20 protein-coding genes are annotated in these 20,068 nt (G+C 66.8%); 11 read left to right on the top strand and 9 right to left on the bottom strand.

From position 1 onward, the window contains the following. Window positions 1-131: 131 nt before the first annotated feature. From IFT58_RS05580 to IFT58_RS05565, 4 genes are all read right to left on the bottom strand, one after another. Window positions 132-959 (bottom strand): methyltransferase domain-containing protein, encoded by an 828-nt coding sequence (locus tag IFT58_RS05580; protein WP_192081206.1) that lies wholly within the window; start codon window positions 957-959, stop codon window positions 132-134. A 42-nt stretch (window positions 960-1,001) separates the two neighbouring features. Beyond that, complete coding sequence (gene dusB / locus IFT58_RS05575; protein ID WP_192081207.1) at window positions 1,002-1,997, bottom strand: tRNA dihydrouridine synthase DusB; 996 nt, start codon at window positions 1,995-1,997, stop codon at window positions 1,002-1,004. A gap of 276 nt (window positions 1,998-2,273) precedes the next feature. Next, complete coding sequence (locus IFT58_RS05570) at window positions 2,274-3,236, bottom strand: ribokinase (RefSeq protein WP_192094122.1); 963 nt, start codon at window positions 3,234-3,236, stop codon at window positions 2,274-2,276. A gap of 42 nt (window positions 3,237-3,278) precedes the next feature. Beyond that, window positions 3,279-4,577 (bottom strand): nucleoside transporter C-terminal domain-containing protein, encoded by a 1,299-nt coding sequence (locus IFT58_RS05565; RefSeq protein WP_192094121.1) that lies wholly within the window; start codon window positions 4,575-4,577, stop codon window positions 3,279-3,281. Between the two features lie 190 nt (window positions 4,578-4,767). Here IFT58_RS05565 and IFT58_RS05560 point away from each other — a divergent pair, with 190 nt between their 5' ends. The 3 genes from IFT58_RS05560 to IFT58_RS05550 all read left to right on the top strand — a co-directional run bounded on the left by IFT58_RS05560 (window position 4,768) and on the right by IFT58_RS05550 (window position 6,998). Further along, window positions 4,768-5,742, top strand: a complete 975-nt coding sequence (locus tag IFT58_RS05560; RefSeq protein ID WP_192094120.1) for an aldo/keto reductase — start codon at window positions 4,768-4,770, stop codon at window positions 5,740-5,742. Window positions 5,743-6,071: 329 nt separating this feature from the next. Then, a complete protein-coding gene (locus IFT58_RS05555; protein WP_188326101.1) occupies window positions 6,072-6,266 on the top strand; it encodes a hemin uptake protein HemP in 195 nt (64 codons plus the stop codon). Window positions 6,267-6,440: 174 nt separating this feature from the next. Next, a complete protein-coding gene (locus IFT58_RS05550; RefSeq protein ID WP_249405108.1) occupies window positions 6,441-6,998 on the top strand; it encodes a Hemin transport protein in 558 nt (185 codons plus the stop codon). Between the two features lie 120 nt (window positions 6,999-7,118). On the opposite strand, the gene IFT58_RS05545 is transcribed toward IFT58_RS05550, so the two are convergent. The 4 genes from IFT58_RS05545 to IFT58_RS05530 all read right to left on the bottom strand — a co-directional run bounded on the left by IFT58_RS05545 (window position 7,119) and on the right by IFT58_RS05530 (window position 12,037). Continuing rightward, window positions 7,119-7,457 carry a DMT family protein gene (locus IFT58_RS05545; RefSeq protein ID WP_188326102.1) on the bottom strand — a complete coding sequence of 113 codons (339 nt, stop codon included), beginning with the start codon at window positions 7,455-7,457 and terminating at the stop codon, window positions 7,119-7,121. A 64-nt stretch (window positions 7,458-7,521) separates the two neighbouring features. Continuing rightward, a complete protein-coding gene (locus IFT58_RS05540; protein ID WP_192094119.1) occupies window positions 7,522-8,664 on the bottom strand; it encodes an alginate lyase family protein in 1,143 nt (380 codons plus the stop codon). Between the two features lie 212 nt (window positions 8,665-8,876). Then, entirely contained in the window at window positions 8,877-11,393 is a 2,517-nt protein-coding gene (locus IFT58_RS05535) for an FtsX-like permease family protein (protein ID WP_192094118.1), read from the bottom strand. Then, window positions 11,390-12,037, bottom strand: a complete 648-nt coding sequence (locus IFT58_RS05530) for an ATP-binding cassette domain-containing protein (protein WP_188326105.1) — start codon at window positions 12,035-12,037, stop codon at window positions 11,390-11,392. The genes IFT58_RS05535 and IFT58_RS05530 overlap by 4 nt, the downstream gene beginning before the upstream one ends. A gap of 75 nt (window positions 12,038-12,112) precedes the next feature. Between IFT58_RS05530 and IFT58_RS05525 the strand changes: the two genes are divergently transcribed. The 3 genes from IFT58_RS05525 (at window position 12,113) to IFT58_RS05515 (ending at window position 14,935) form a co-directional block, all read left to right on the top strand. Further along, window positions 12,113-12,757, top strand: a complete 645-nt coding sequence (locus tag IFT58_RS05525) for an arylesterase (protein WP_192081211.1) — start codon at window positions 12,113-12,115, stop codon at window positions 12,755-12,757. Between the two features lie 88 nt (window positions 12,758-12,845). Continuing rightward, window positions 12,846-13,559, top strand: a complete 714-nt coding sequence (locus tag IFT58_RS05520; protein WP_042613699.1) for a response regulator transcription factor — start codon at window positions 12,846-12,848, stop codon at window positions 13,557-13,559. Window positions 13,560-13,663: 104 nt separating this feature from the next. After that, complete coding sequence (locus IFT58_RS05515; protein ID WP_188326107.1) at window positions 13,664-14,935, top strand: HAMP domain-containing sensor histidine kinase; 1,272 nt, start codon at window positions 13,664-13,666, stop codon at window positions 14,933-14,935. A gap of 400 nt (window positions 14,936-15,335) precedes the next feature. Here IFT58_RS05515 and IFT58_RS05510 read toward each other — a convergent pair whose 3' ends face one another. Then, a complete protein-coding gene (locus tag IFT58_RS05510) occupies window positions 15,336-16,055 on the bottom strand; it encodes an SGNH/GDSL hydrolase family protein (RefSeq protein ID WP_192081212.1) in 720 nt (239 codons plus the stop codon). Window positions 16,056-16,254: 199 nt separating this feature from the next. Between IFT58_RS05510 and IFT58_RS05505 the strand changes: the two genes are divergently transcribed. The 5 genes from IFT58_RS05505 to IFT58_RS05485 all read left to right on the top strand — a co-directional run bounded on the left by IFT58_RS05505 (window position 16,255) and on the right by IFT58_RS05485 (window position 20,050). Then, window positions 16,255-16,635: a diacylglycerol kinase gene (locus IFT58_RS05505; protein ID WP_188326109.1), complete on the top strand. Its 381-nt coding sequence runs from the start codon at window positions 16,255-16,257 to the stop codon at window positions 16,633-16,635. A 30-nt stretch (window positions 16,636-16,665) separates the two neighbouring features. Further along, window positions 16,666-17,415, top strand: a complete 750-nt coding sequence (locus tag IFT58_RS05500; protein WP_192081213.1) for a TerC family protein — start codon at window positions 16,666-16,668, stop codon at window positions 17,413-17,415. Between the two features lie 623 nt (window positions 17,416-18,038). Then, on the top strand, window positions 18,039-18,662 hold the full coding sequence (locus IFT58_RS05495; protein ID WP_188326111.1) for a LemA family protein: 624 nt from the start codon (window positions 18,039-18,041) through the stop codon (window positions 18,660-18,662). Window positions 18,663-18,665: 3 nt separating this feature from the next. Next, a complete protein-coding gene (locus tag IFT58_RS05490) occupies window positions 18,666-19,556 on the top strand; it encodes a TPM domain-containing protein (protein ID WP_192094117.1) in 891 nt (296 codons plus the stop codon). Then, window positions 19,556-20,050: a TPM domain-containing protein gene (locus IFT58_RS05485; RefSeq protein WP_192094116.1), complete on the top strand. Its 495-nt coding sequence runs from the start codon at window positions 19,556-19,558 to the stop codon at window positions 20,048-20,050. The genes IFT58_RS05490 and IFT58_RS05485 overlap by 1 nt, the downstream gene beginning before the upstream one ends. The last annotated feature ends 18 nt before the right edge of the window (window positions 20,051-20,068 follow it).

Genomic DNA, 20,068 nt, shown 5'->3' with positions numbered 1-20,068 from the left:
TAAGGGGTAGCGCCGAGCCATGCTCGGCGGAATCTGTCCGGCGTGATGGTGTCTGACGCAGGCCGCGCTGCGCGCTCGCCGAGCACGGCTCGGCGCTACCAGGGCAGATCGCGTGCGTATCGGGGCGACGGTCAATAGACCGTGGCGCGGGCCTGTACGAACGAGAAGAAGAACACGGCATTCGGATCGTTCTGCACCTGGCGGAACTCGCGGCGCATGCCGTCCACGGTCTCTTCGTCCACGGTGCCGGCCTGCAGCAGCTGCTCGGCCGCCGACAGCAGCACCTGTTCCCAGAACGCGATCATCGTCTTGCGGCGGGCGGGTTCGCGGTTGTCCAGATGGATCGTCTTGATCTCGGTGTGTACATCGCGATAGCCCCCGGCCAGCAGCAGGTTGCCCAGTTTCGCCCCGACGAACGGGTCACCGCCGTTATCATGCTGGAAATCGTTGAACGCCATCCAGTAACGCCAGATGTGCGGCGAGTACGGATCGAGCAGGAAAGAGGCATTCATCACTTCGGTGATGTACACCGGCGAGCCCGGAGACAGCACCCTGCGCACTTCGCTGAGCACCCGCGCCGGCGACGGCACATGTTCCAGCACCCAGCACAGGAACGCGCCGTCGAACGAGCGCGCACCGAACGGCAGTTCGCCGGCATCGGCGTGATGCAACACGTAGCGGTCGCTGCACCACGGCGTCTTCTCAAGGTTGGCCCGCGCGGTCGCCAGCTGGGCTTCGCTCAGGTCCACGCCGGTGACATGCAGTTCCGGGAAACGGCGCAGCAGGATCTCGGTCTGTGCGCCCACGCCGCTGCCGACTTCAAGCAGCCGGCTGACGCCGGTGTAGTCGATCTGCCCGAAGATGGTGGGTTCGAGCAGGCGCGCCTGGGTCATCAGGCGCTCCTGTTCCGTGCTGGAAAAGCCATGCAGGTAGGTGGGCGAAGAAATCGGCGGCGTCATGGGGGGTATCCGGGTAGCGCCGAGTGGTGCTCGGCGAAAGGGTCAGTCGACGAGCGCTGTCTCGCGCGCATCGGCGATCAACCGATCAAAGTACTCAGTGGTCAAGGCGATCTGGCTGTTCGGGTCTTCAGCGCGGTTGACCACTGCGCGGAACGCGGCATTCTCAGGCCGATCCTTGGCGTACCAGCCCAGGTGCTTGCGCGCGATGCGCACGCCCTGAGGCTCGCCGTAAAACGCGTGCAGTGCGGACAGGTGACCGAGCAGGATGTCGCGGACCTCTGCCAGCGAGGGCGGCGGCAGGGTCTGACCGGTCGCCAGATAGTGGGCGACTTCGCGGAAGATCCAGGGTCGGCCCTGCGCGGCGCGGCCGATCATCACCGCATCCACGCCGGTCTTCGCCAGCACCTGCGCTGCCTTGTGCGGCGAGTCGATATCGCCGTTGGCGATCACCGGGATGCGCAGTGCGGCCTTGATCGCGCCGATCGTCTCGTACTCGGCTTGGCCGGTGTAGTGCTGGTCGCGGGTGCGGCCGTGCACCGCCAGTGCGGCGATGCCGCTGTCTTCGGCGATGTGGGCGATGCGCGGCCCATTGCGGTGGTCGCAGTCCCAACCGGTGCGGATCTTCAGGGTGACCGGCACGTCGACCGCACCGACCACCGCGCTGAGGATGCGCGCGACCAGGTCTTCATCCCGCATCAGGGCCGATCCGGCCCAGGCGTTGCACACCTTCTTGGCCGGACAGCCCATGTTGATGTCGATGATCTGCGCGCCATGGTCGACGTTGTAGCGCGCGGCCTCGGCCAGCTGCTGCGGCTCGGTGCCGGCGATCTGTACGCTGATCGGATCCGGCTCGCCCGCGTGGTCCATGCGATGCAGCGACTTGCGCGTGGTCCAGAAGCGCGGGTCGCTGATGGTCATTTCCGAGGCAGCCAGCCCTGCGCCCAGCCGCTTGCACAGCAGGCGGAACGGTTTGTCGGTGACCCCGGCCATGGGCGCGAGCACGACGTTGGGGGCAATGGAATAAGGGCCGATCTGCATGGCGGCCATTGTAGTGCCGGTGTGCGGGCCGAAGACGCCCGGCTGCGGCCCGGTTCAGGCCGATCTGGAAGGGGCTCATGCCGCACCGGCATCAGCAGATGCTTGACGGTTGCTTCCGCCGGTCGCAGCGCGGGGCCATGGTGGGCGGCTGGGTCTGTCGAACGAACCCCGCCGAGCATGGCTCGGCGCTGCCAGGCAAACAAGGGTAGCGCCGAGCCACGCTCGGCGAGCGTAGCGGCGACACCGTGACGGCCAGCGGCCGTCACCATTCGCTGATCAGGCGTGCTGGTCGTCCGGGGTGAAGTGCGGCATGGCGGCGGCCGCGCCTTCCTTTTCCGTGGAACGCCCGGCGAACTGGTTGGCGAAACGCACGTGGCGCGCGAACGGAGCATCCGGCGCGTGTGCGATGGACGCCACCAACGCACCGTTGAAGGCATCGCCGGCCCCGGTGGTGTCGATCGCGTGGACCTGCTCGGCCCCCACGCGGTAGTAAGGCTGGTTGTCACCGCGCAGGGTATCTTCGTCGTGCGACACGAACACGCCCACGGCGCCCAGCGTCACCACGACCGTACCACTGCCCACCAGCTTGCGGCACAGCGCATGCAGGCTGGCGCCGTCCAAGGCGGCGACATCGTTCGGGTCGATCCGCTCGCCTACGTGGCGGCTGAGCAGGGCGGCGAACTCGGTTTCGTTCGGGGTGATCACATCGGCCAGCTTGAGCAGGCCGATGCTGGACGGCGCGTCGGCCGGTGCCGCATTGAGCACGGTGGTGACACCGGCCTCGCGGGCCAGCGCCAGCGCCGCTTCGATGGTCTCCACGGGCGATTCCAGCTGCACCAGCACGACCTTGGCAGCCGCCAGCAGCGCTTGCTGCTGCTGGACGAAGCCGATGCTCAGGGCGGCGTTGGCACCGGGGCCGATGACGATCGTGTTGCGGCCACGGGCATCGACGTAGATGCCGCCCGTGCCGGTCGGCTCGCTGCTCGCCTCGGCGGTCAGGGTGAAGCCGTCCTGTGCCGCCAGGCCACGGGCCATGGCGCCACCCGCGTCGTCGCCCAAGGCGCAGACAAAGGTGGTGTCTGCACCGGCGCGGCGTGCCGCGACGGCCTGGTTGAAGCCCTTTCCGCCCGGGCCGGTGCTGTAGCGCCCGGCGATGGTCGCCCCGGGTGCCGGCAGCGCTTCGCAGCGCCACACATGATCGACATTGAAGGAACCGACGACAACGACGTTGCTGCTCATAGGAAAACTGTTCTCAGTGAAGCGCGGTTGATCCGAAGCGTATCAACCAAAGTGGGTCAGGACGCCGGCGATCGTGGCGGTCATGAAGGTGGCAATGGTACCGCCCAACACCGCGCGAAGGCCGAAACGGGCCAGATCGTGGCGGCGTTCCGGCGCAAGCCCGCCGATGCCGCCGATCTGGATCGCGATGGAGCTGAAGTTGGCGAAGCCGCACAGTGCGTAGGTGGCGATCAGGCGGCCTTCGTCGGACAAGGTAACCCCTGCGACCTGGCCGTTGATGATGCGCGACAGCTCGGAATACGCGACGAATTCGTTGATCACCACCTTCTGGCCGATCAGCGAACCGACCGTGCTGGCATCGGCCCACGGGGTGCCGATGACCCAGGCGATCGGCGCGAGCAGATAGCCGAAGATGGTCGACAGGTTGGTCGGGCGGCCAATGGCTGCCGCCAGGCCGGTCACATCACCGATCCAGGTCAGCGGTGCGTTGATCAGCGCGATGAGGGCGATGAAGGCCAGCAGCATGGCGCCGATGTTCAGGGCCAGCTTGAGGCCATCGGCGGCGCCACCGGCGGCCGCATCGATGATGTTGCTGGACGTCTTCTCCACTTCCATCTTCACGGTGCCGCGTGTCAGCGGCGTGCCGGTTTCCGGAATCAGCAGCTTGGCGACGACCAGCGTGGCCGGCGCGGCCATGATGCTGGCGGCCAGCAGGTGCTTGGCGTAGAACGCCTGCGCCTCCGGATCGCCACCGCCCAGCATGCCCACATACGCCGCCAGGACACCGCCGGCAATGTGCGCCATGCCGCCGATCATCATCGTCAGCAGCTCGGACTCGGTCATCCTGGAGATGTACGGACGCACCGTCAGCGGAGCTTCGGTCTGACCAATGAACACGCTGGCGCAGACGCTGGTGGTTTCCGCGCCGGATACCCGCATGACCTTGGTGATCGCCAGCGCCATCACGCGCACGATCGCCTGCATCACGTTCAGGTGATACAGCACGCCCATCAGCGCAGAGAAGAAGATGATGGTCGGCAACACCTGGAAGGCGAAGATGAAGCCGTAGCTGTCCACGTTCATCAGCGAGCCGAAGATGAAGCCGGAGCCCTCGTTGACGAAGCTCAGCACGCGCACGAAACCGTGGCCGAGTGCATCGAACACATCGCGACCACCCGGCACCAGCAGCACCACCGCGGCGAAGGCGATCTGCAGGACGAGGCCGGTGATGACCAGTTTCCAGTCCACCGCACGCTTGTTGTTGGAGAACAGCCAAGTGATGCCGATGAGCACCGCCAGACCAAACAGGCCGAAGCCGATCCTGCCCAAACCTTCGACCATGATGAATCCCCTGAGGGCACCGCGAAAAACGGGAAGCCTAGTGCAGGGCAGGGGCGGGGGCAAGGAAAAGCGGCGAGCAAGATGCGATCAGCGGCGAAACGGCCCGCGGGTGGCAGGCAGGGCAAGGCATCCCTGCAGGTAGAATATGGACCTTGAAGCCCGGTCTGCGGGCCTGCAGCAGGAGATTTGCATGCTCTACCGCCGTCTCGGGTCTTCCGGGCTGAAGCTTTCCGCGCTGTCCTTCGGCGCCTGGGTCACCTTTGGCGAGCAGATCGCCCGGGACCAGGCGCGCAATCTTGTAGCTGCGGCGTGGGACAACGGCATCAACTTCTTCGACAATGCCGAGGCCTATGCCAACGGTCGCGCCGAACAGGTGATGGGGGATGTGATCGCCGACCTGCGCCTGCCGCGCGATGGTTTCTGCGTGTCCAGCAAAGTCTTCTTCGGCAGTGCGGCCGACCCGGGGCCGACCCAGCGCGGGCTGTCGCGCAAGCACGTCACCGATGCCTGCCATGCGGCGTTGAAGCGGCTGCGGGTGGACTATCTGGATCTTTATTACTGCCACCGGCCTGACCCGGATACGCCCATCGGGGAGACCGTGCGCGCGATGGATACGTTGGTGCGGCAGGGCAAAGTGCTGTACTGGGGCACCTCTGAATGGTCGGCGCTGCAGGTCCAGGAGGCGGTGGATTTTGCGCAGCACCACAACCTGCACGGTCCGACCATGGAGCAGCCACAGTACAACCTGCTGCATCGCGACCGGGTGGAACGCGAGTACGCCGCGCTGTATGCGCATCCGGGCCTGGGCATCACCACCTTCTCGCCGCTGGCGTCCGGGCTGCTGACCGGCAAATACAACGATGGATTCCCCGCCGGCTCCCGACTGGGGCGGGACGGGATGGAATGGCTGCAGGACCTGGTGTTGGGGGCGGACGGTCCGGCGCGGATGACACAGTTGCGTCGCTACGCACGACTGGCAGCCGATCTGGGACAGTCGCCGGCCACGCTGGCCATTGCCTGGTGCCTGCGCAATCCGAACGTGTCCAGCGTGATCCTCGGTGCCAGCCGGGTGGAGCAGTTGCTGCAGAACCTGCAGGCGCTGGAGCTGCTGACCGCAGTGGATGACGAGGTATGGGCCCAGGTCGAGGCCGTGTTCGCCGGCTGAGGCCCGGGGCGGACGTGTCGCATCCTCCCTGTAGCGCCGAGCCGTGCTCGGCGGGCAGCTGAAGCACCGCGCTGCGCTGCGCGCTCGCCGAGCGTGGCTATGCGGGTCGTCCTGACCGGCACCCTGCGGGCCGTCGCAAGCGACGTTGGCGGCGGCTCCTGCCGCCTCCTTCGGCGCTACCAATCTCCCGAAACACGTTAATTTGATAGATAGGGGCTATCGATATTGATTAAGCGATCATCAATCCCATCAATCAAATTGAGAATGGGTGTTGATTGCGAACTGAGAATCGTTATCATTTGAATCGCCCCTCGCAACGAGTCCAGACGATGAATGCTCAAGCTGTGCTGCTGCGCCCCGAAGTCCTGACCCTCCGCGATCGCCCGGTCCGCGCCGTGCCTGCCGAGGAAGTGATCGACAGCGAAGCCCTGCTGAAAGGGCGCCGCGAGATCCTCATCCAGCACGGTGACCGGTTCTACCGGTTGCGCCATACCAGCAACGACAAGCTGATCCTGACCAAGTAACCGGGTCGGCCGCCTCCCTCCCTCCCGGTGTCAGCGCACCCGGTGCGCTGCCACTGTCACAGGCGGTCGCCCCACCTGTCTCTCTCCCCCTCGTCTTCCGCCCATTGCCCTCGTGGCGATGGCGGCGGCCGGGGGCTCCTCTTCCGCTCCTTGCGATCTCCACGAGGTGATTCCATGAGCAGAGCCTTGCCTGCAGTGCGCGCGTCCTTGCCGCGCAGCCTGCCGCTGCAGCCCATCCACCGCCCGAGCGCCTCCGAGCTCGCGGCGCTCGGAACCGTGCTGTGCCTTTATCGCGCCGACAGCAATGAACTGGCCGGCTGGCAACAGGCAGTGGCCGCCCACGCCTGCCAAGGCCTGGACAGCGAAGGCGTGCGCGAAAGTCTGTGCTTCACCGATGCGCGAGGCCGCTGTTGCTGGCGCCTGTACCTGCTGCCTGATAGTGACTTCCTGGCATGGGACCGGCTTGTCAGCGGTCTCGCCGTACGCCCGGTAGGCAGCGAGGATGCCAGCGTGGGCGAGCGACTATGGCGCCGTCTCGCCGGCAGCCTCGGTGGTCAGCGGTGGCGCATGTGTGTTGTGCAGTTGCACGCGGTGGAGCAGGGCAGTGGCCTCGCGGCAAGCCTGGCGCCGTTGTCGTCGCTGGGAAGCGCGGCAGCTCGACGCATCGCGCGGCTGGAAAGTGCCGACGGCGCCGTTGACACGTCGCCCCGGGCGGCGCTGCATCTGCTGTAGCACGCACAGCGACGCGTTGCCCGGTGACAGGCGCACGGCCTGCCCGGTGCCAGTCAGAACAGCTGACGGCCAGCGGCCGTCACTACCGCGTCCGGCGGCCGTCGCTACCGGGGCGCTCCCTCACTCCTTGAACATGAGCAGCGCGGCGACCACGATCAGCGCGAACGCGGCGTAGTGGTTCCATTTCAGCGGCTGGTCGAGGTAGAACGCAGAGAACACCGCGAACACCACCAGGGTGATGACTTCCTGCATGCCCTTGAGCTGCGGGGCCGAATACACCGCACTGCCCAGTCGGTTGCCCGGTACCTGCAGGCAGTACTCGAAGAACGCGATTCCCCAGCTGATCAGGATCACCGTCATCAGCGGCGCGGTCTTGAACTTCAGGTGCCCATACCAGGCGAAGGTCATGAAGATGTTGCTGCCCAGGAGCAGCAACACGGGATAAAGGTACTGGGCCATGTCGATCACGCCGGTGGAGTGGGCGGATTATGCGCCTGCGGCGTGGGCGACAGGTCAACGGCCTTCAATCCTTGAGTGCGGAGCCGTGCGTCAGGGTTTCCCACAGGAAATGGAAGTCACCCTGGCTGGGACGGTGCGTGGCCAGCCATCCGGCGGTGTGTGGAAGTGCCTGCCCCAGGCGGCCGGCGAAATGGGAATAGCCGATCTCCAGCGTGCCGCGCACATCCGATACCAGTTTCCCCTTGCACAACCACGTCGGGATGTCCGGGCGGCCCAGCATATCGGTGTGGAACTCCATCGCTGCCATGAGCCGCTCGCCCTGCGCCTGGTACAGGCTGCCCCCCTGCAGCCGATTGGTCTCCGCTGCATTGAGGTAGGCGGCCAGGCCGTAGGCCGTGTGCTCCAGGTCGCGGCAGGTCTCCTCTGCCAGTCCGGCCGCCATGACCGTCTGGCCGAACCACAAGGTTTCGATGGGCGTCGCGCAGCCAGGACGCGGTAGCGGGGTGGCGCCATCCACCGGCATGTACACATAGGTAGGCAAGCGGGTGTTCCAATCATTCACCGCGCTGTCGTAGAGATCGCGTCGATCGGTGTAGATGCCCATGTTCATGCGTGCCTCGATACCGCTGGCATGCCAGTTTCCTCCCGGACACGCCCCCATCCGGTTGATGTCGGGCAGGTACTGCGCGATCAGCCAATCACCGAAGCGCCGCGCATCCCCTGCCGGCCACACCGTGCTGGTGTGGCGGATGATCTCTGCCGAACGCGTCCACAGCTGCGCCGTCCACGATGCCTGCAGCGGCGCGTTGCTGTTTTCGTGGCCGCCGGAAAGCGTGGTCGCCCAGGCGTCCATGATCTCCGCGGCCTTGCGTGCATGCGCCTCATCGCCCAGGTACGCCCACAGCAACGCGTGGGTGTACGCGGCCTTGGCATCATCACGTTCGGGTTTGCAGCCGATGCTGGGCTTGTCGTACGACCCGCATTCCACCTTCGCGAACGGGGTGGCGACATGATCCAGCGACGCCAAGGGGCTCTGCCGCAGGGCGGCCATGGCGGCGGTCTTGAGCGGATCGCCTGCGCGCAGCGCTTCGCGTGTTGCCTGCAGCGCCGGCGCATCGAGCAGGATGCCGGGATGGATGAAGGCCTGCGCCTGGGCGATGGCGGGGGACAGCAGGGTGAACGAGAGCAGCAACGCAGGTGTGCGCATCGGAGCGACCTCCTTGAAGGAGCCTCCACGCTAATCGCGTCGGAATCCAGAGGTCATCGGCCAAGCACTGACGTGCGCGTCGGTACACGACTGCGACGCGCGGCGGCGCGTTGCCGATGGGTTCGGACACGTTCCGCCGAGCATGGCTCGGCGCTACCGTTTTTCAGTTTCCGGAACCGGTCAGAGGGTCAGGCGGGTGGCCGCCCGTTCCCCTATACCTCGCGCAGCGCCAGGGCCGGCGGGGTGTGCAGGATGCGCCGCGTGCCCCACCAGCCGGCGACCACGCTCAGCGCCACACCGCCTGCGCCACCCAGCAACAGCCCGGTCCACGGCGGCGACAAGGCCAGTTCGAACACCTGCCGCGACACCACCACGCCGATGATCGCGGCCGCACCCACGGCGAGGATCGCCGCAAGCAGGCCCAGCGCACCGAATTCCACCAGCACCGCGCCACGCAGTTGCCGGCGCGTGGCACCCAGCGTGCGCAGCACCGCACTGTCATAGCGACGCTCACCGGCGGTGGATTGCAATGCAGCCAGCAGCACCAGCACGCCGGCCAGCAGGCTGAACCCCATGACCACCTGGATCGCCTGCGCAACGCGGTCCATCACCTGCCGCACCTCGCTGATCAGGCCATCGATATCCAGCAGCGACAGGTTGGGCTGCTCGCGCACCAGCTTGCCCAAGCCCGCGGCCTTCGCGCGCGGCAGGTGGAAGGCCGAGATCAGGTTGTAGGGCGCATCGCCCACCGCATTGGCATTCACCAGCAGGAAGAAGTTCACCCGGAAGCTGTTCCATTCGGCCTTGCGGATGCTGGTGACGGTGTAGTCGCGCTGCTGCTCGCCCACTTGAAGGGTGATGCGGTCCCCCAGCTTGGCGCCGTAGCGCGTGGCCCAGCCTTCTTCCACGGAGGCCTCCGCCGCGGTGCTGTCGGCTGCCCAGAACCGACCCTGCAGCAGCTGGTTCGCAGGCGGGAAGGTCGTGCGCCAGCTGAAGTTCAGTGGCCGGTCGCGATCGTTGTCGGCCCCGGCAGGCTGCTGCGGGCCATTATCCTGCTCGGCTTGCTGATCATCACCCCGTCGGCGCGGGGCTTCACCATTCAACGCCAGCAGGCGACCGGTCGCGAACGGTTCCACACTCGCATCCACGGCACCCTGCGCCTGCAATGCGTCCAGCACACGTTGGCGCTGGTCCGGCTGGATGTTCATCAGGAAATAGTTCGGGGTGTCGGCCGGCAGGCGGTCACGCCACTGCTGCAGCAGGCCCGGACCCACGACGGCCAGCATCAGCAGCGAGCACAGCGACAGCGATAGACCCACCAGTTGCATCACCGCCAGGCCTCGGCGGCGGGTCAGCGCGGCCAGGCCCAGCCGCCAGTTGCCATGCAGCCGGTGCTGCACCCCGCGCACCAGCGTCAGCAGCGCGAAGCCACCGATCCCGGCCAGCAGTGCCAGCGCGGCCAGCCCGCCCAGTACCCAGAGGGCAAGTTTCAGGTCGCCGGTGACCTGCACGGTCAGCGCCAGGCTGGCCAGCAACGCGCCGGCGTACACCAGGACCGAGGTGGGCGGCAGGGTGGCGAAGCTGCGGTTGAGCACGCGCATCGGCGCGACGTTGCGCAGGCGCAGCAGGGGCGGCAGGCCGAAGCCCATCAGCAGCAGCAAGCCGATACCTGCGCCCGTCAGGGCCGGCATCGCCTGCGGCAACGGCAAACGCTGCGGGACCAGTCCGCCGAGAATCTGCACCAGCCCTTCCTGCGCGGCCATGCCGATCAGCACGCCGACCAGGCAGGCAGGGATGGCCATCAGCAGCAACTGCAGGGCCAGGCCGGCCAGGATGTCGCGCTGGCGGGCGCCCAGACAGCGCAGCACGGCGACCTGATCGATGCGCTGCAGGGCGAACCGGTTCGCCGCCAGCGCGGTGGCCACGCCGGACAGCAGTACGGCCAGCAGAGCGCTCAGGCCGAGGAAGCGTCCGGCCAGTTGGAACGACTCGCGCACGCCGCGTTGGGTATCGCCGAGCCCGACCAGCCGCAGCCCTTGCACGCGCGGTTGCAGCCACGCGCGGAAGCTGGCGATGGCCTCCGGTTCGCCGGCGAACATGGTGCGATAACTGATGCGGCTGCCCGGATCGAGCAGGCCGGTGCCTTCCACGTCTGCACGGTTGACCAGCAACGTCGGTGACAGGGTCAGCAGCTCGCTTGAGGTGTCCGGCTCGGCTTCGATGCTGCCTGCAATGCGCAGGGTGCCCGCGCCGAACTCCAGGTCATCGCCGATGCGCAGGTCCAGGGCCTGCAGCAGGCGCGGGTCGGCCCAGGCCTGGCCCGGTGCAGGCGCGGCGGCGGCATCGTCCAGCCGCGCATCGCTGCCCGTGCGGATGCGAAGCTGCCCGCGTAGCGGATAGCCCGCTTCCACGGCCTTGATGGTGGCCATCTGGCTGGCCTCACCATGGAACAACACGCTGCCGAACGCGGCGATGCGGGTGCTGCGCAGACCGCGCTGCGTGGCCTCGGCGGCGAATTCCGCAGGCGGCTCGGCGCGTCCACTGACGCCCAGGTCGCCACCGATCATTTCAGCCGTGCTGTTGGCAAGCGCAAGGTTGACCCGGTCCACCAACGTACCCACCGCGGTCATCACCGCCACGCCGAGCACCAGCGCGGCAAACACCGTCAGCAGGTCGCCGGCCAGCGCTTCCCGTCGCAGCGAACGCAGGGCGTGGCGCAGCAGGTTCATGCGACGGCCTCGTGGTGCACCTGTTGCAGGCGTCCATTGTCGATGCGGTGGATGTACTGGCAGCGTTGTGCCAACCGCAGGTCATGGGTGACCAGCACCAGCGTAGTGGCCGTGTCGGCGTTCAGGGCGAACAGCAGATCGCTGATCTGCTGGCCGGTGGACTGGTCCAGCGAGCCGGTGGGCTCGTCGGCGAACAGGATCCGCGGACGGGCCACGAAGGCACGCGCCAGTGCGACGCGCTGCTGTTCCCCGCCGGACAGCTGGCGCGGGTAATGGCGCGCACGGTGCGAAAGGCCCACTGCCGCCAGCACCTCGTCCACCCGCTTGCGGTCTTCGCGGCCAGCAAGCTCCAGCGGCAGCGCGATGTTCTCGGCAGCGGTGAGGGCAGGCAGCAGGTGGAAGCTCTGGAACACGAAGCCGACTTCACGTGCGCGCAGCTGCGCCCGCGCTTCCTCGTCCAGCGTGCCGAGCTCGCTGCCGGCCAGCGTGATGCGGCCGCGGCTGGGCAGGTCCAGCCCGGCCAGCAGCCCGAGCAGGGTGGTCTTGCCGGAACCGGACGCGCCGACGATGGCGACCGAGGTCCCTTCATGTACGGTCATGCTGATGTTGTCCAGTATGTGGACTTCACCCTCCGGGCCATGCACGGATTTGCCGACCTGGTCGACGGCGATGGCGACGGGCGCGCTGCGGGGGGACAGGCTGTCGATAAGGAGACTCCAATGCGCATTACAGGACAGAACCGGCCGTGGGGCCGGATGGGGATGCTGCTGGCATGGTTGCTGCTGTTGCCGGTGCTGGCGTGTGCCAAAGGTCAAGCCGGGCCGGTGCTGGTGCTCGGCGACAGCCTCAGCGCTGCCCACAATATCCCGGCCGGCAGCGGCTGGGTGGACCTGCTGGGCAAGCGGCTCAGCACCCGTTCGGGTCCGACAGCCCGCGTGGTCAATGCCAGCATGAGCGGTGAAACCACCGCCGGCGCGGCAACCCGGCTGCCGGGATTGCTGGCACGCGAGAAACCGGGGGTGGTGGTGCTTGCCCTGGGCGGCAACGATGCCCTGCGGGGCCTGACCCCGGCCCAGATCCGCGGCAACCTGGAGAAGATGATCCAGGCCAGCCAGAAAAGCGGGGCCAAGGTGCTGATGCTGGGCATCGACGTGCCGCCCAACTATGGGCCGGCCTACCGCCAGCGCTTGGCCGCGGTGTATCGCGCGCTGGCCGACCAGTACAAGGTGCCGCTGCTCCCGTTCCTGTTGGAAGGCGTGGCCCTGCAGCCCGGAATGATGCAATCTGACGGCCTGCATCCCACCGCGCAGGCGCAACCCAAGGTGCTGGCCAACGTCTGGCCGCTGTTGCAGCCGCTGCTCTGAAACACGTTGCCTGCACCGTGCAGGCACTTCACATCCCGTGCACCCTCGATCCGGCATGTTTCACAAAGCTGAAGTTAGAGGGAAGACCATGCGTCAGACGAAGGAAACCTCCGGCCTTGTTCTGGTCGTGGAGGACAACCGTAATATCTCCGAGATGATCGGTGAGTATCTGGAAGGCCGCGGTTTCGAGGTCGACTATGCCCAGGACGGCTTGGACGGTTATCGTCTGGCGGCTGAGAACAGTTACGACGTCGTCGTGCTGGACCTGATGCTGCCGCGCCTGGATGGCATCGAAGTCTGCCGCCGCCTGCGCAACGACGCCCGCAAGTCCACGCCGGTGTTGATGCTGACCGCGCGCGACACGCTGGACGACAAGCTCACTGGCCTGGGTTTCGGTGCAGATGACTATCTGACCAAGCCGTTCGCCATCCAGGAGCTGGAAGCGCGTCTGCGTGCCCTGATCCGTCGCGAGCGTCGTCAGGTGGGTTCGGAAGTGCTGAAGGTCGCTGATCTGGTGCTGGATCCGGTGAGCATGCGTGCTACGCGTGCCGGCACCGAGCTGCAGCTTTCGCCGATCGGCCTGCGTCTGTTGACCATCCTGATGCGTGAATCCCCGCGCGTGGTGACACGCCAGGAAATCGAGCGTGAGATATGGGGCAATGGGCTGCCGGATTCGGACACCCTGCGCAGCCATCTGTACAACCTGCGCAAGATCATCGACAAGCCCTTCGATCGCCCGCTGCTGCACACCGTGCAGAGCGCCGGTTACCGCATCGCGGACATCGCCCAGCCGATGGGCTGAAGTCGCAGTCATGCCCCCTGTGCAGGCCATCCACGCCTGCACAGGGGGCTGACGTACCCGCTGCCTATACTCGGCGCGGCCATCTTCTGTAGTGATCCCGTCCGATGCCGCACGGCCTGCCGCGCAAGATACGTATCGCCTTCATCCTGCAGGCCGTGCTGGCCAGCCTTGGCATCCTTCTCGGTGCCTGGCTGGTCTCGCTGGTGATCAAGCACAGTCTGGTCAGTGCGGCGTTGCGCGAGGAGGCGGCCTATTACTGGACGCTGCACGACGCATCGCCCTCGCAGCCTCCGCCCAACACCCAGAACATCCGTGGCTATCTGGTGGAAACCGGGCGTTCCAGCCTGAATCTGCCAGCGAACCTGCGTGACCTGCCGGCCGGCTTCCATGAGCTGCGCCGGGATGATCAGCTGGTCTGGGTGGATGTGCAGCCGCAGGGGCGGCTGTATCTGGTGTTCCTGCGCTCCCGCGCGGAGTTGTTGGCATTCTGGTTCGGCATCGTGCCGGTTCTGTTGACCCTGCTCGCCGTGTACGGCGCCAGCTGGGTGACCTACCGGGCCTCCAAGCGTCTGGTGTCGCCGGTGAACTGGCTGGCCCGTCGTGTATCGCGTTGGGATCCGGGTAAGCCCCAGGCCAGTGATCTGGATCCGCAGAAACTGCCCGCCGACATGCAGGGCGAGACCCGCCAGCTGGCGGCTGCACTGCATTCGTTGGCCAGCAGGGTGACCGAAAACGTGGCGCGCGAGCGCAACTTCACCCGCGATGCCAGCCACGAACTGCGAACGCCGCTGACCGTCATCCGGGTCGCCAGCGACATGGCACTCGCCGATGAAACCGCCTCGCCGCGCCAACTGCGCAGCCTGCAGCGGATCCAGCGCGCTGGGCGCGAAATGGAGGCGGTGATCGATGCCTTCCTGATCCTGGCGCGCGAAGCCGACGTCGATCCGCAGTTGGAGATGTTCGACGTCAGCGAGGTGGTGCGCCATGAAGTGGATACGGCCACCGAGCTGATGGTTGATCGGCCGGTGCATGTGGAGTTGCATACGCCCGGTGTGGTCGAGCTGCATGGTCCACCGCGCGTGCTGCAGGTGGTGATCAGCAACCTGGTGCGCAACGCCTGCAACTACACCGACGAAGGCCGCGTGGACGTGTTTGTCGAACAGGACCGTGTGCGGGTACGCGACACGGGCATCGGCATGTCACCCGAAGCGCTGGCGAAGGCCTTCGAGCCGTTCTATCGCGCCGAGCCTGATCGCCCGCAGGGGACCGGCCTGGGCCTGTCGATCGTCCGCCGCCTGTGCGACCGCTTCGGCTGGAAAGTGATACTGACCAGCGAACCCGGCAAGGGCACCGAAGGCACCATCATTTTCCGCTGAGTCGGCCGCGGCAAGACACTGTCGCGGGCTGCCGAACGGTAGCGCCGAGCCACGCTCGGCGAGCGCGCAGCGCGGCGGGGTTGGGTTTGCAGCGGCCTGCTGGATTCCGCCGAGCACGGCTCGGCGCTACCGGTCTCCCCGGGCCTCTCGAACTGTCAGCGCACGATCACGGTAGCGCCGCGCCACGCTCGGCGAGCGCGCAGCGCGGCGGGGTTGGGTTTGCAGCGCCCTGCTGGATTTCGCCGAGCACGGCTCGGCGCTACCGGTCGCCCCGGGCCTCTCGAACTGTCAGCGCACGATCACGGTAGCGCCGCGCCACGCTCTGCGTGCGCGCAGCGCGGCGGGGTTGGGTTTGCAGCGGCCTGCCGGATTTCGCCGAGCACGGCTCGGCGCTACCGGATCAACCGGACACGCCATCGCACTGTACCTTCGGTGCGATCGCCTTCGTCCAGATCGCGTAGCCAGCCGGCGTCATGTGCAACATGTCCTCGCGGAACAGCGCCGGATCCGGCTTTCCATCAGCGCCCAGCATGGGCGTGTAGATGTCCGTGTAGCCCGTGTTGGGCAGCGCAGACAGTGCCTCGCGGATCAATGTGTTGGCCTGGTTGATGCCCGGCAGCAGGTGCGCGCGTGACGGACTGGGCTTGATCGACAGGTACTCCACCGTGGTCTTCGGCAGGGCCTCGTGCACACGCTGCACGAAGGCCACCACGTCATCGCGCACCTGCACGGGGGTGCGGCCACTGTTCAGATCGTTGTCGCCGGCATACAGGAACACTTTGCACGGCGCATACGGGATGACAATGCGATTGGCGTACCAGGTGCTGTCCCGCACTTCGGACCCGCCGAAGCCGCGATTGAACACCGGTTTACCGGGAAAGTCCGCGGCCAGCGATTCCCACATGCGGATCGACGAGCTGCCGATGAACTCGATGCCGCCGCGCGGTGGGGGCGACGCGGCGTCGTTCTTGCTGAACTCGGTCATGTCGGTGGCCCAGGCCACGTTGGACACCTGCTCGGGCACCTGCGGCGGTGCAGGGGGAGACAAAGCATGGGCCAGGCCGGTGGTGGACAGGCCGAGGGCCAGGGCAAGCAGCAGTGGGCGGCGACGGGTTTTCATCAGGGGCTCCAACGGGTTGCAGCCTTGCATGATAACGGGACCGCCGTCGCGCACGCTTCGCCGCGCCCGTGCCCCACGCGGCCTTATGGCAAAATAGCGCCCTGCTGCCTACCTTGGTTTTCCATGATCGTCCGCTTCCTGCCCCTGCGGTTGCCGCGTTGCGACCTGATTGCCTGTGCATCTGCACGGGGTGCGCTGCATGGCTGACCAGTTCGGACACATGCCGCGCGGGCCGCGGCGCATGCTGCAGGCGGCACGCTGGTCGTGGCAGGGGCTACGCGCCGCCTGGCTGCACGAGTCCTCGTTCCGGCTGGAGGCATGCCTGCTGTTGGTGCTGGCCCCCCTGGCCCTGTGGCTGGGCGACAGCCCGGTCGAGCGCGTGCTGATGATCGGCTCGCTGCTGCTGGTGCTGGCCATGGAGCTGCTGAACTCCGCCATTGAAGCGGTGATCGAACGCTATGGTCCCGAGATCCACGAACTGGCCGGTCGTGCCAAGGACATGGGCTCGGCGGCGGTGTTCGTGCTGCTGGTGAATGTACTGCTGTGCTGGGGGATGATCCTGGTTCCCCGGCTGTTCTGACCCTTTCCTGCCTTCTCGAAGACTCCCCCCATGTATCTTGAACTGCTCTCCGATCCGAACGTCTGGTTGACCCTGCTCACCTTGAGTGCGCTGGAAATCGTGCTGGGTATCGACAACCTGGTGTTCATCTCGATTGCCGTCAGCAAGCTGCCGGAAGAGCGCCGTCCCTTCGCGCGCAAGCTCGGCATCGCGGTGGCCTGCATCACCCGCATCCTGCTCCTGGTGTCCCTGGCGTATCTGGCGCACATGGAGGCCAACCTGTTCACGGTGGCCGGCATGGGCATCTCCATCCGCGATCTCGTGCTGATCCTGGGTGGCCTGTTCCTGATCATCAAGGGCGGCATGGAGATCCGCGAACTGATCACCGGCGGGGAAGACGAAGATCCCACCACGACCAAGGCCTCGGCCGTGTTCGGCATGGTGATCCTGCAGATCGCAATCATCGATATCGTGTTCTCGCTGGATTCGGTCATCACCGCCGTCGGCATTGCCGACCATGTGCCGGTGATGGTGGCGGCGATCCTGCTGTCGGTGGCCGTCATGTTGCTGGCCGCCAACCCGCTGGGTCGTTTCATCGATGCCAACCCGACGGTGAAGATGCTCGCGTTGGCCTTCATCCTGCTGATCGGTGCGGTGTTGATCCTGGATGGCATGGATGTGCACGTACCCAAGCCGTACATCTACGCGGCGATGGGGTTCTCGGTGCTGGTGGAGTGGCTGAACCTGCTGATGCGCCGCCGCGCGGTGCAACACAACGTGCCGGGTGCCGGTAACTGGTAAAGAGGTTGCCGGGCCAACGGCCCGGCACCTGCTTTTTGAAGCAAGGTCAACGTCAACGGCAACAGCCGCGGGACGGCGGGCCGGGGTGGGTTGGCGGGGGACGGCAAAGGCCGCTCCTGCGGGCCTCGTTTCGCGCCATCCATGGCGCTCAACGCCCCCGCCAACCCACCCCGCCCCGCCTTCGACAGGTTCATGGCGGTGCCTTGGTAGCGCCGACCCATGGTCGGCGAGCGCAGCGGGCCGTTGGCGGTAACATTTCGCCGAGCACGGCTCGGCGCTACCGATGGCAGTAACTCGTCGGGTGGAGGGAGCCCCTGAGTCAGGGGCGGCCGCGAAGGGGCGGGGTGTGGGTCTGGTGAGACGGGGGCCCACGGTTTGCGAAGCAAAGCGTGGGAGCGGCAGCGCGAATGCGATGACGTGGACCCCGCCATGGATGGCGCGAAACGAGGCACGCAGGACGCAGTTTTTGCCGTCCCCCGCGCCGTCCCACCGCCCGGCCCCAAGCTCGTAACCCGCTGTCAGCGCCAGCCGCGAGGGGGTCTCACCCGTTCGACCATCGCAGCACGGCATTAACTTCCGTCGTGGCATGCTCCCGCTTCCCGCAACCTCCGTGGAGCCCGGCCATGCGCCTGTTGACCCGCCTCATCCCGCTGCTCCTGCTGACCGCCCTGTTGTCCGGCTGTGGCTACAACGCCATCCAGCAGAAGGATGAGTCGGTGAAGGCCAGCTGGTCCGAAGTGCTCAACCAGTACAAGCGTCGCGCCGACCTGGTGCCCAATCTGGTCAACACGGTCCAAGGCTTCGCCGACCAGGAACGCACGGTGCTCACCGAGGTCACCAACGCCCGCGCGCGGGTGGGCCAGGTCAACGTGAACGCAGATGACGAGGCCTCGTTGCGCCAGTTCCAGCAGGCCCAGGGCGAGCTTGGCAGCGCGTTGTCCCGACTGCTGGTGGTAACGGAAAACTATCCCGTGCTGAAGTCCGATGCGAACTTCCGCGACCTGCAGGCGCAGCTGGAAGGCACCGAGAACCGGATCACCGTCGCGCGCGGCCGCTACATCCAGCAGGTACAGGACTACAACACCTATATCCGTTCGTTCCCGCAGGTGATCACCGCGAAGATCTTCGGCTACAAGACCAAGCCCAACTTCACCGTGGAGAACGAAGCGCAGATTTCCAACGCGCCGGAAGTGAAGTTCGGTAATCGCCAGCCGGCAGCACAGCCTGCTCCGCAGCCGGGCAGCTGATCGATGCGCCTGACCACGCTGCTGCTGGTGCTGCTGTGTTGGCTGCCGCTGGGCAGCGTGCACGCTCAGGAACTGGCGCCGATTCCCGCGCTGGACTCGCCGGTGGTCGATACCACCGGCACACTGGACGCGGCCCGCACCCAGCAACTGGTGCAGCAGGCCACGGCGCTGCAGCAGCGCAAGGGCAGCCAGTTGCAGGTGCTGATCGTGCCGACCACGCAGCCGGAAGACATCGCCCAGTACACCACCCGGGTCTTCGACCAGTGGCAGGTGGGTCGCAAGGGCGTGGACGATGGGGTGCTGCTGGTCGTGGCAAAGGATGACAAGCGCGTGCGTATCGAGCCAGGTTACGGGCTCGAGGGGGCGATTCCCGATGCTGTCGCCAACCGGGTGATCCAGGAATATCTGGTGCCTGCGTTCCGCGCGGGGGATTACGCAGGTGGCATCACCGAGGCTTCCGGGGTGCTGGCGCGGCTCATTGAAGGAGAGCCGCTTCCGGCACCCGTCAGTGGCCATCGTGCCCAGCAGAGTGGAAACGGGGGCGATGGCTGGATCGTCGCGGTGGTGATTGGTTTCTTCGTCGGCTCGTTCCTGCGCGCCGTGCTGGGTCGGCTGCCGCGCCCGGTGCGCGGGCTGATTGCCGGAGGCGGGGCGGCGTTGGCCGCTTTCCTGTTCACCTCATTGCTGCTGGCCAGCGGCATCGCCGGTCTGGTCGGTCTGCTGATGGCCGTCACTTCCGGCCACCCCGGGCGCTTCGCTGGCGGGGGCGGTTGGGGCGGCGGCAGTTGGGGCGGCGGCGGTGGATTTGGCGGCGGCGGTGGGTTCGGTGGTGGCGGTGGCTGGGGTGGCGGTGGTGGCCGCTCTGGCGGCGGCGGCGCTTCGGGAGGATGGTGATGATCGCGCGTACTCTGCGCCATGTGGCGTCTCCCTCGGTGCGACGCACCTTTCCTGCCGCGACGTTGCAGGCGATCACCGACGCGATCGCAGCAGGCGAGCGGCGCCATGGCGGTCAGGTGATGTTCGCCGTGGAGGCGGATCTGCCCCTCGCCGCGCTGTGGCGCCAGGTGACGCCACGGCAGGCGGCCGAGTGTGCGTTCTCGCACCTGCGCACCTGGGATACCGCCGCCAACAACGGCGTGCTGATCTACCTGCTGCTCGCCGACCACGCCATCGAGATCGTCGCCGACCGTGGCCTGCAGGGGCGCGTGGCGGAGACGCAGTGGCAGGCGATCTGCGCGCACCTGCGTGCGGGCCTGCAGGGCGGTGATCCGGAAGCCGCGCTGGTGCTGGCGATCAACGAGGTATCGGACCTGCTGGCCGGGCACTTTCCGCCGTCCATGCGGTCACACGAAGATGCGCTGCCCGACACGCCGCAGATTCTTGGCTGAGCACAGGCGCTAAAATAC

Origin of the sequence: Stenotrophomonas sp. CFBP 13718 (assembly GCF_014842145.1) — a bacterium.
Lineage (GTDB): Bacteria > Pseudomonadota > Gammaproteobacteria > Xanthomonadales > Xanthomonadaceae > Stenotrophomonas.
This window is presented reverse-complemented; position numbering and strand designations above follow the sequence as displayed.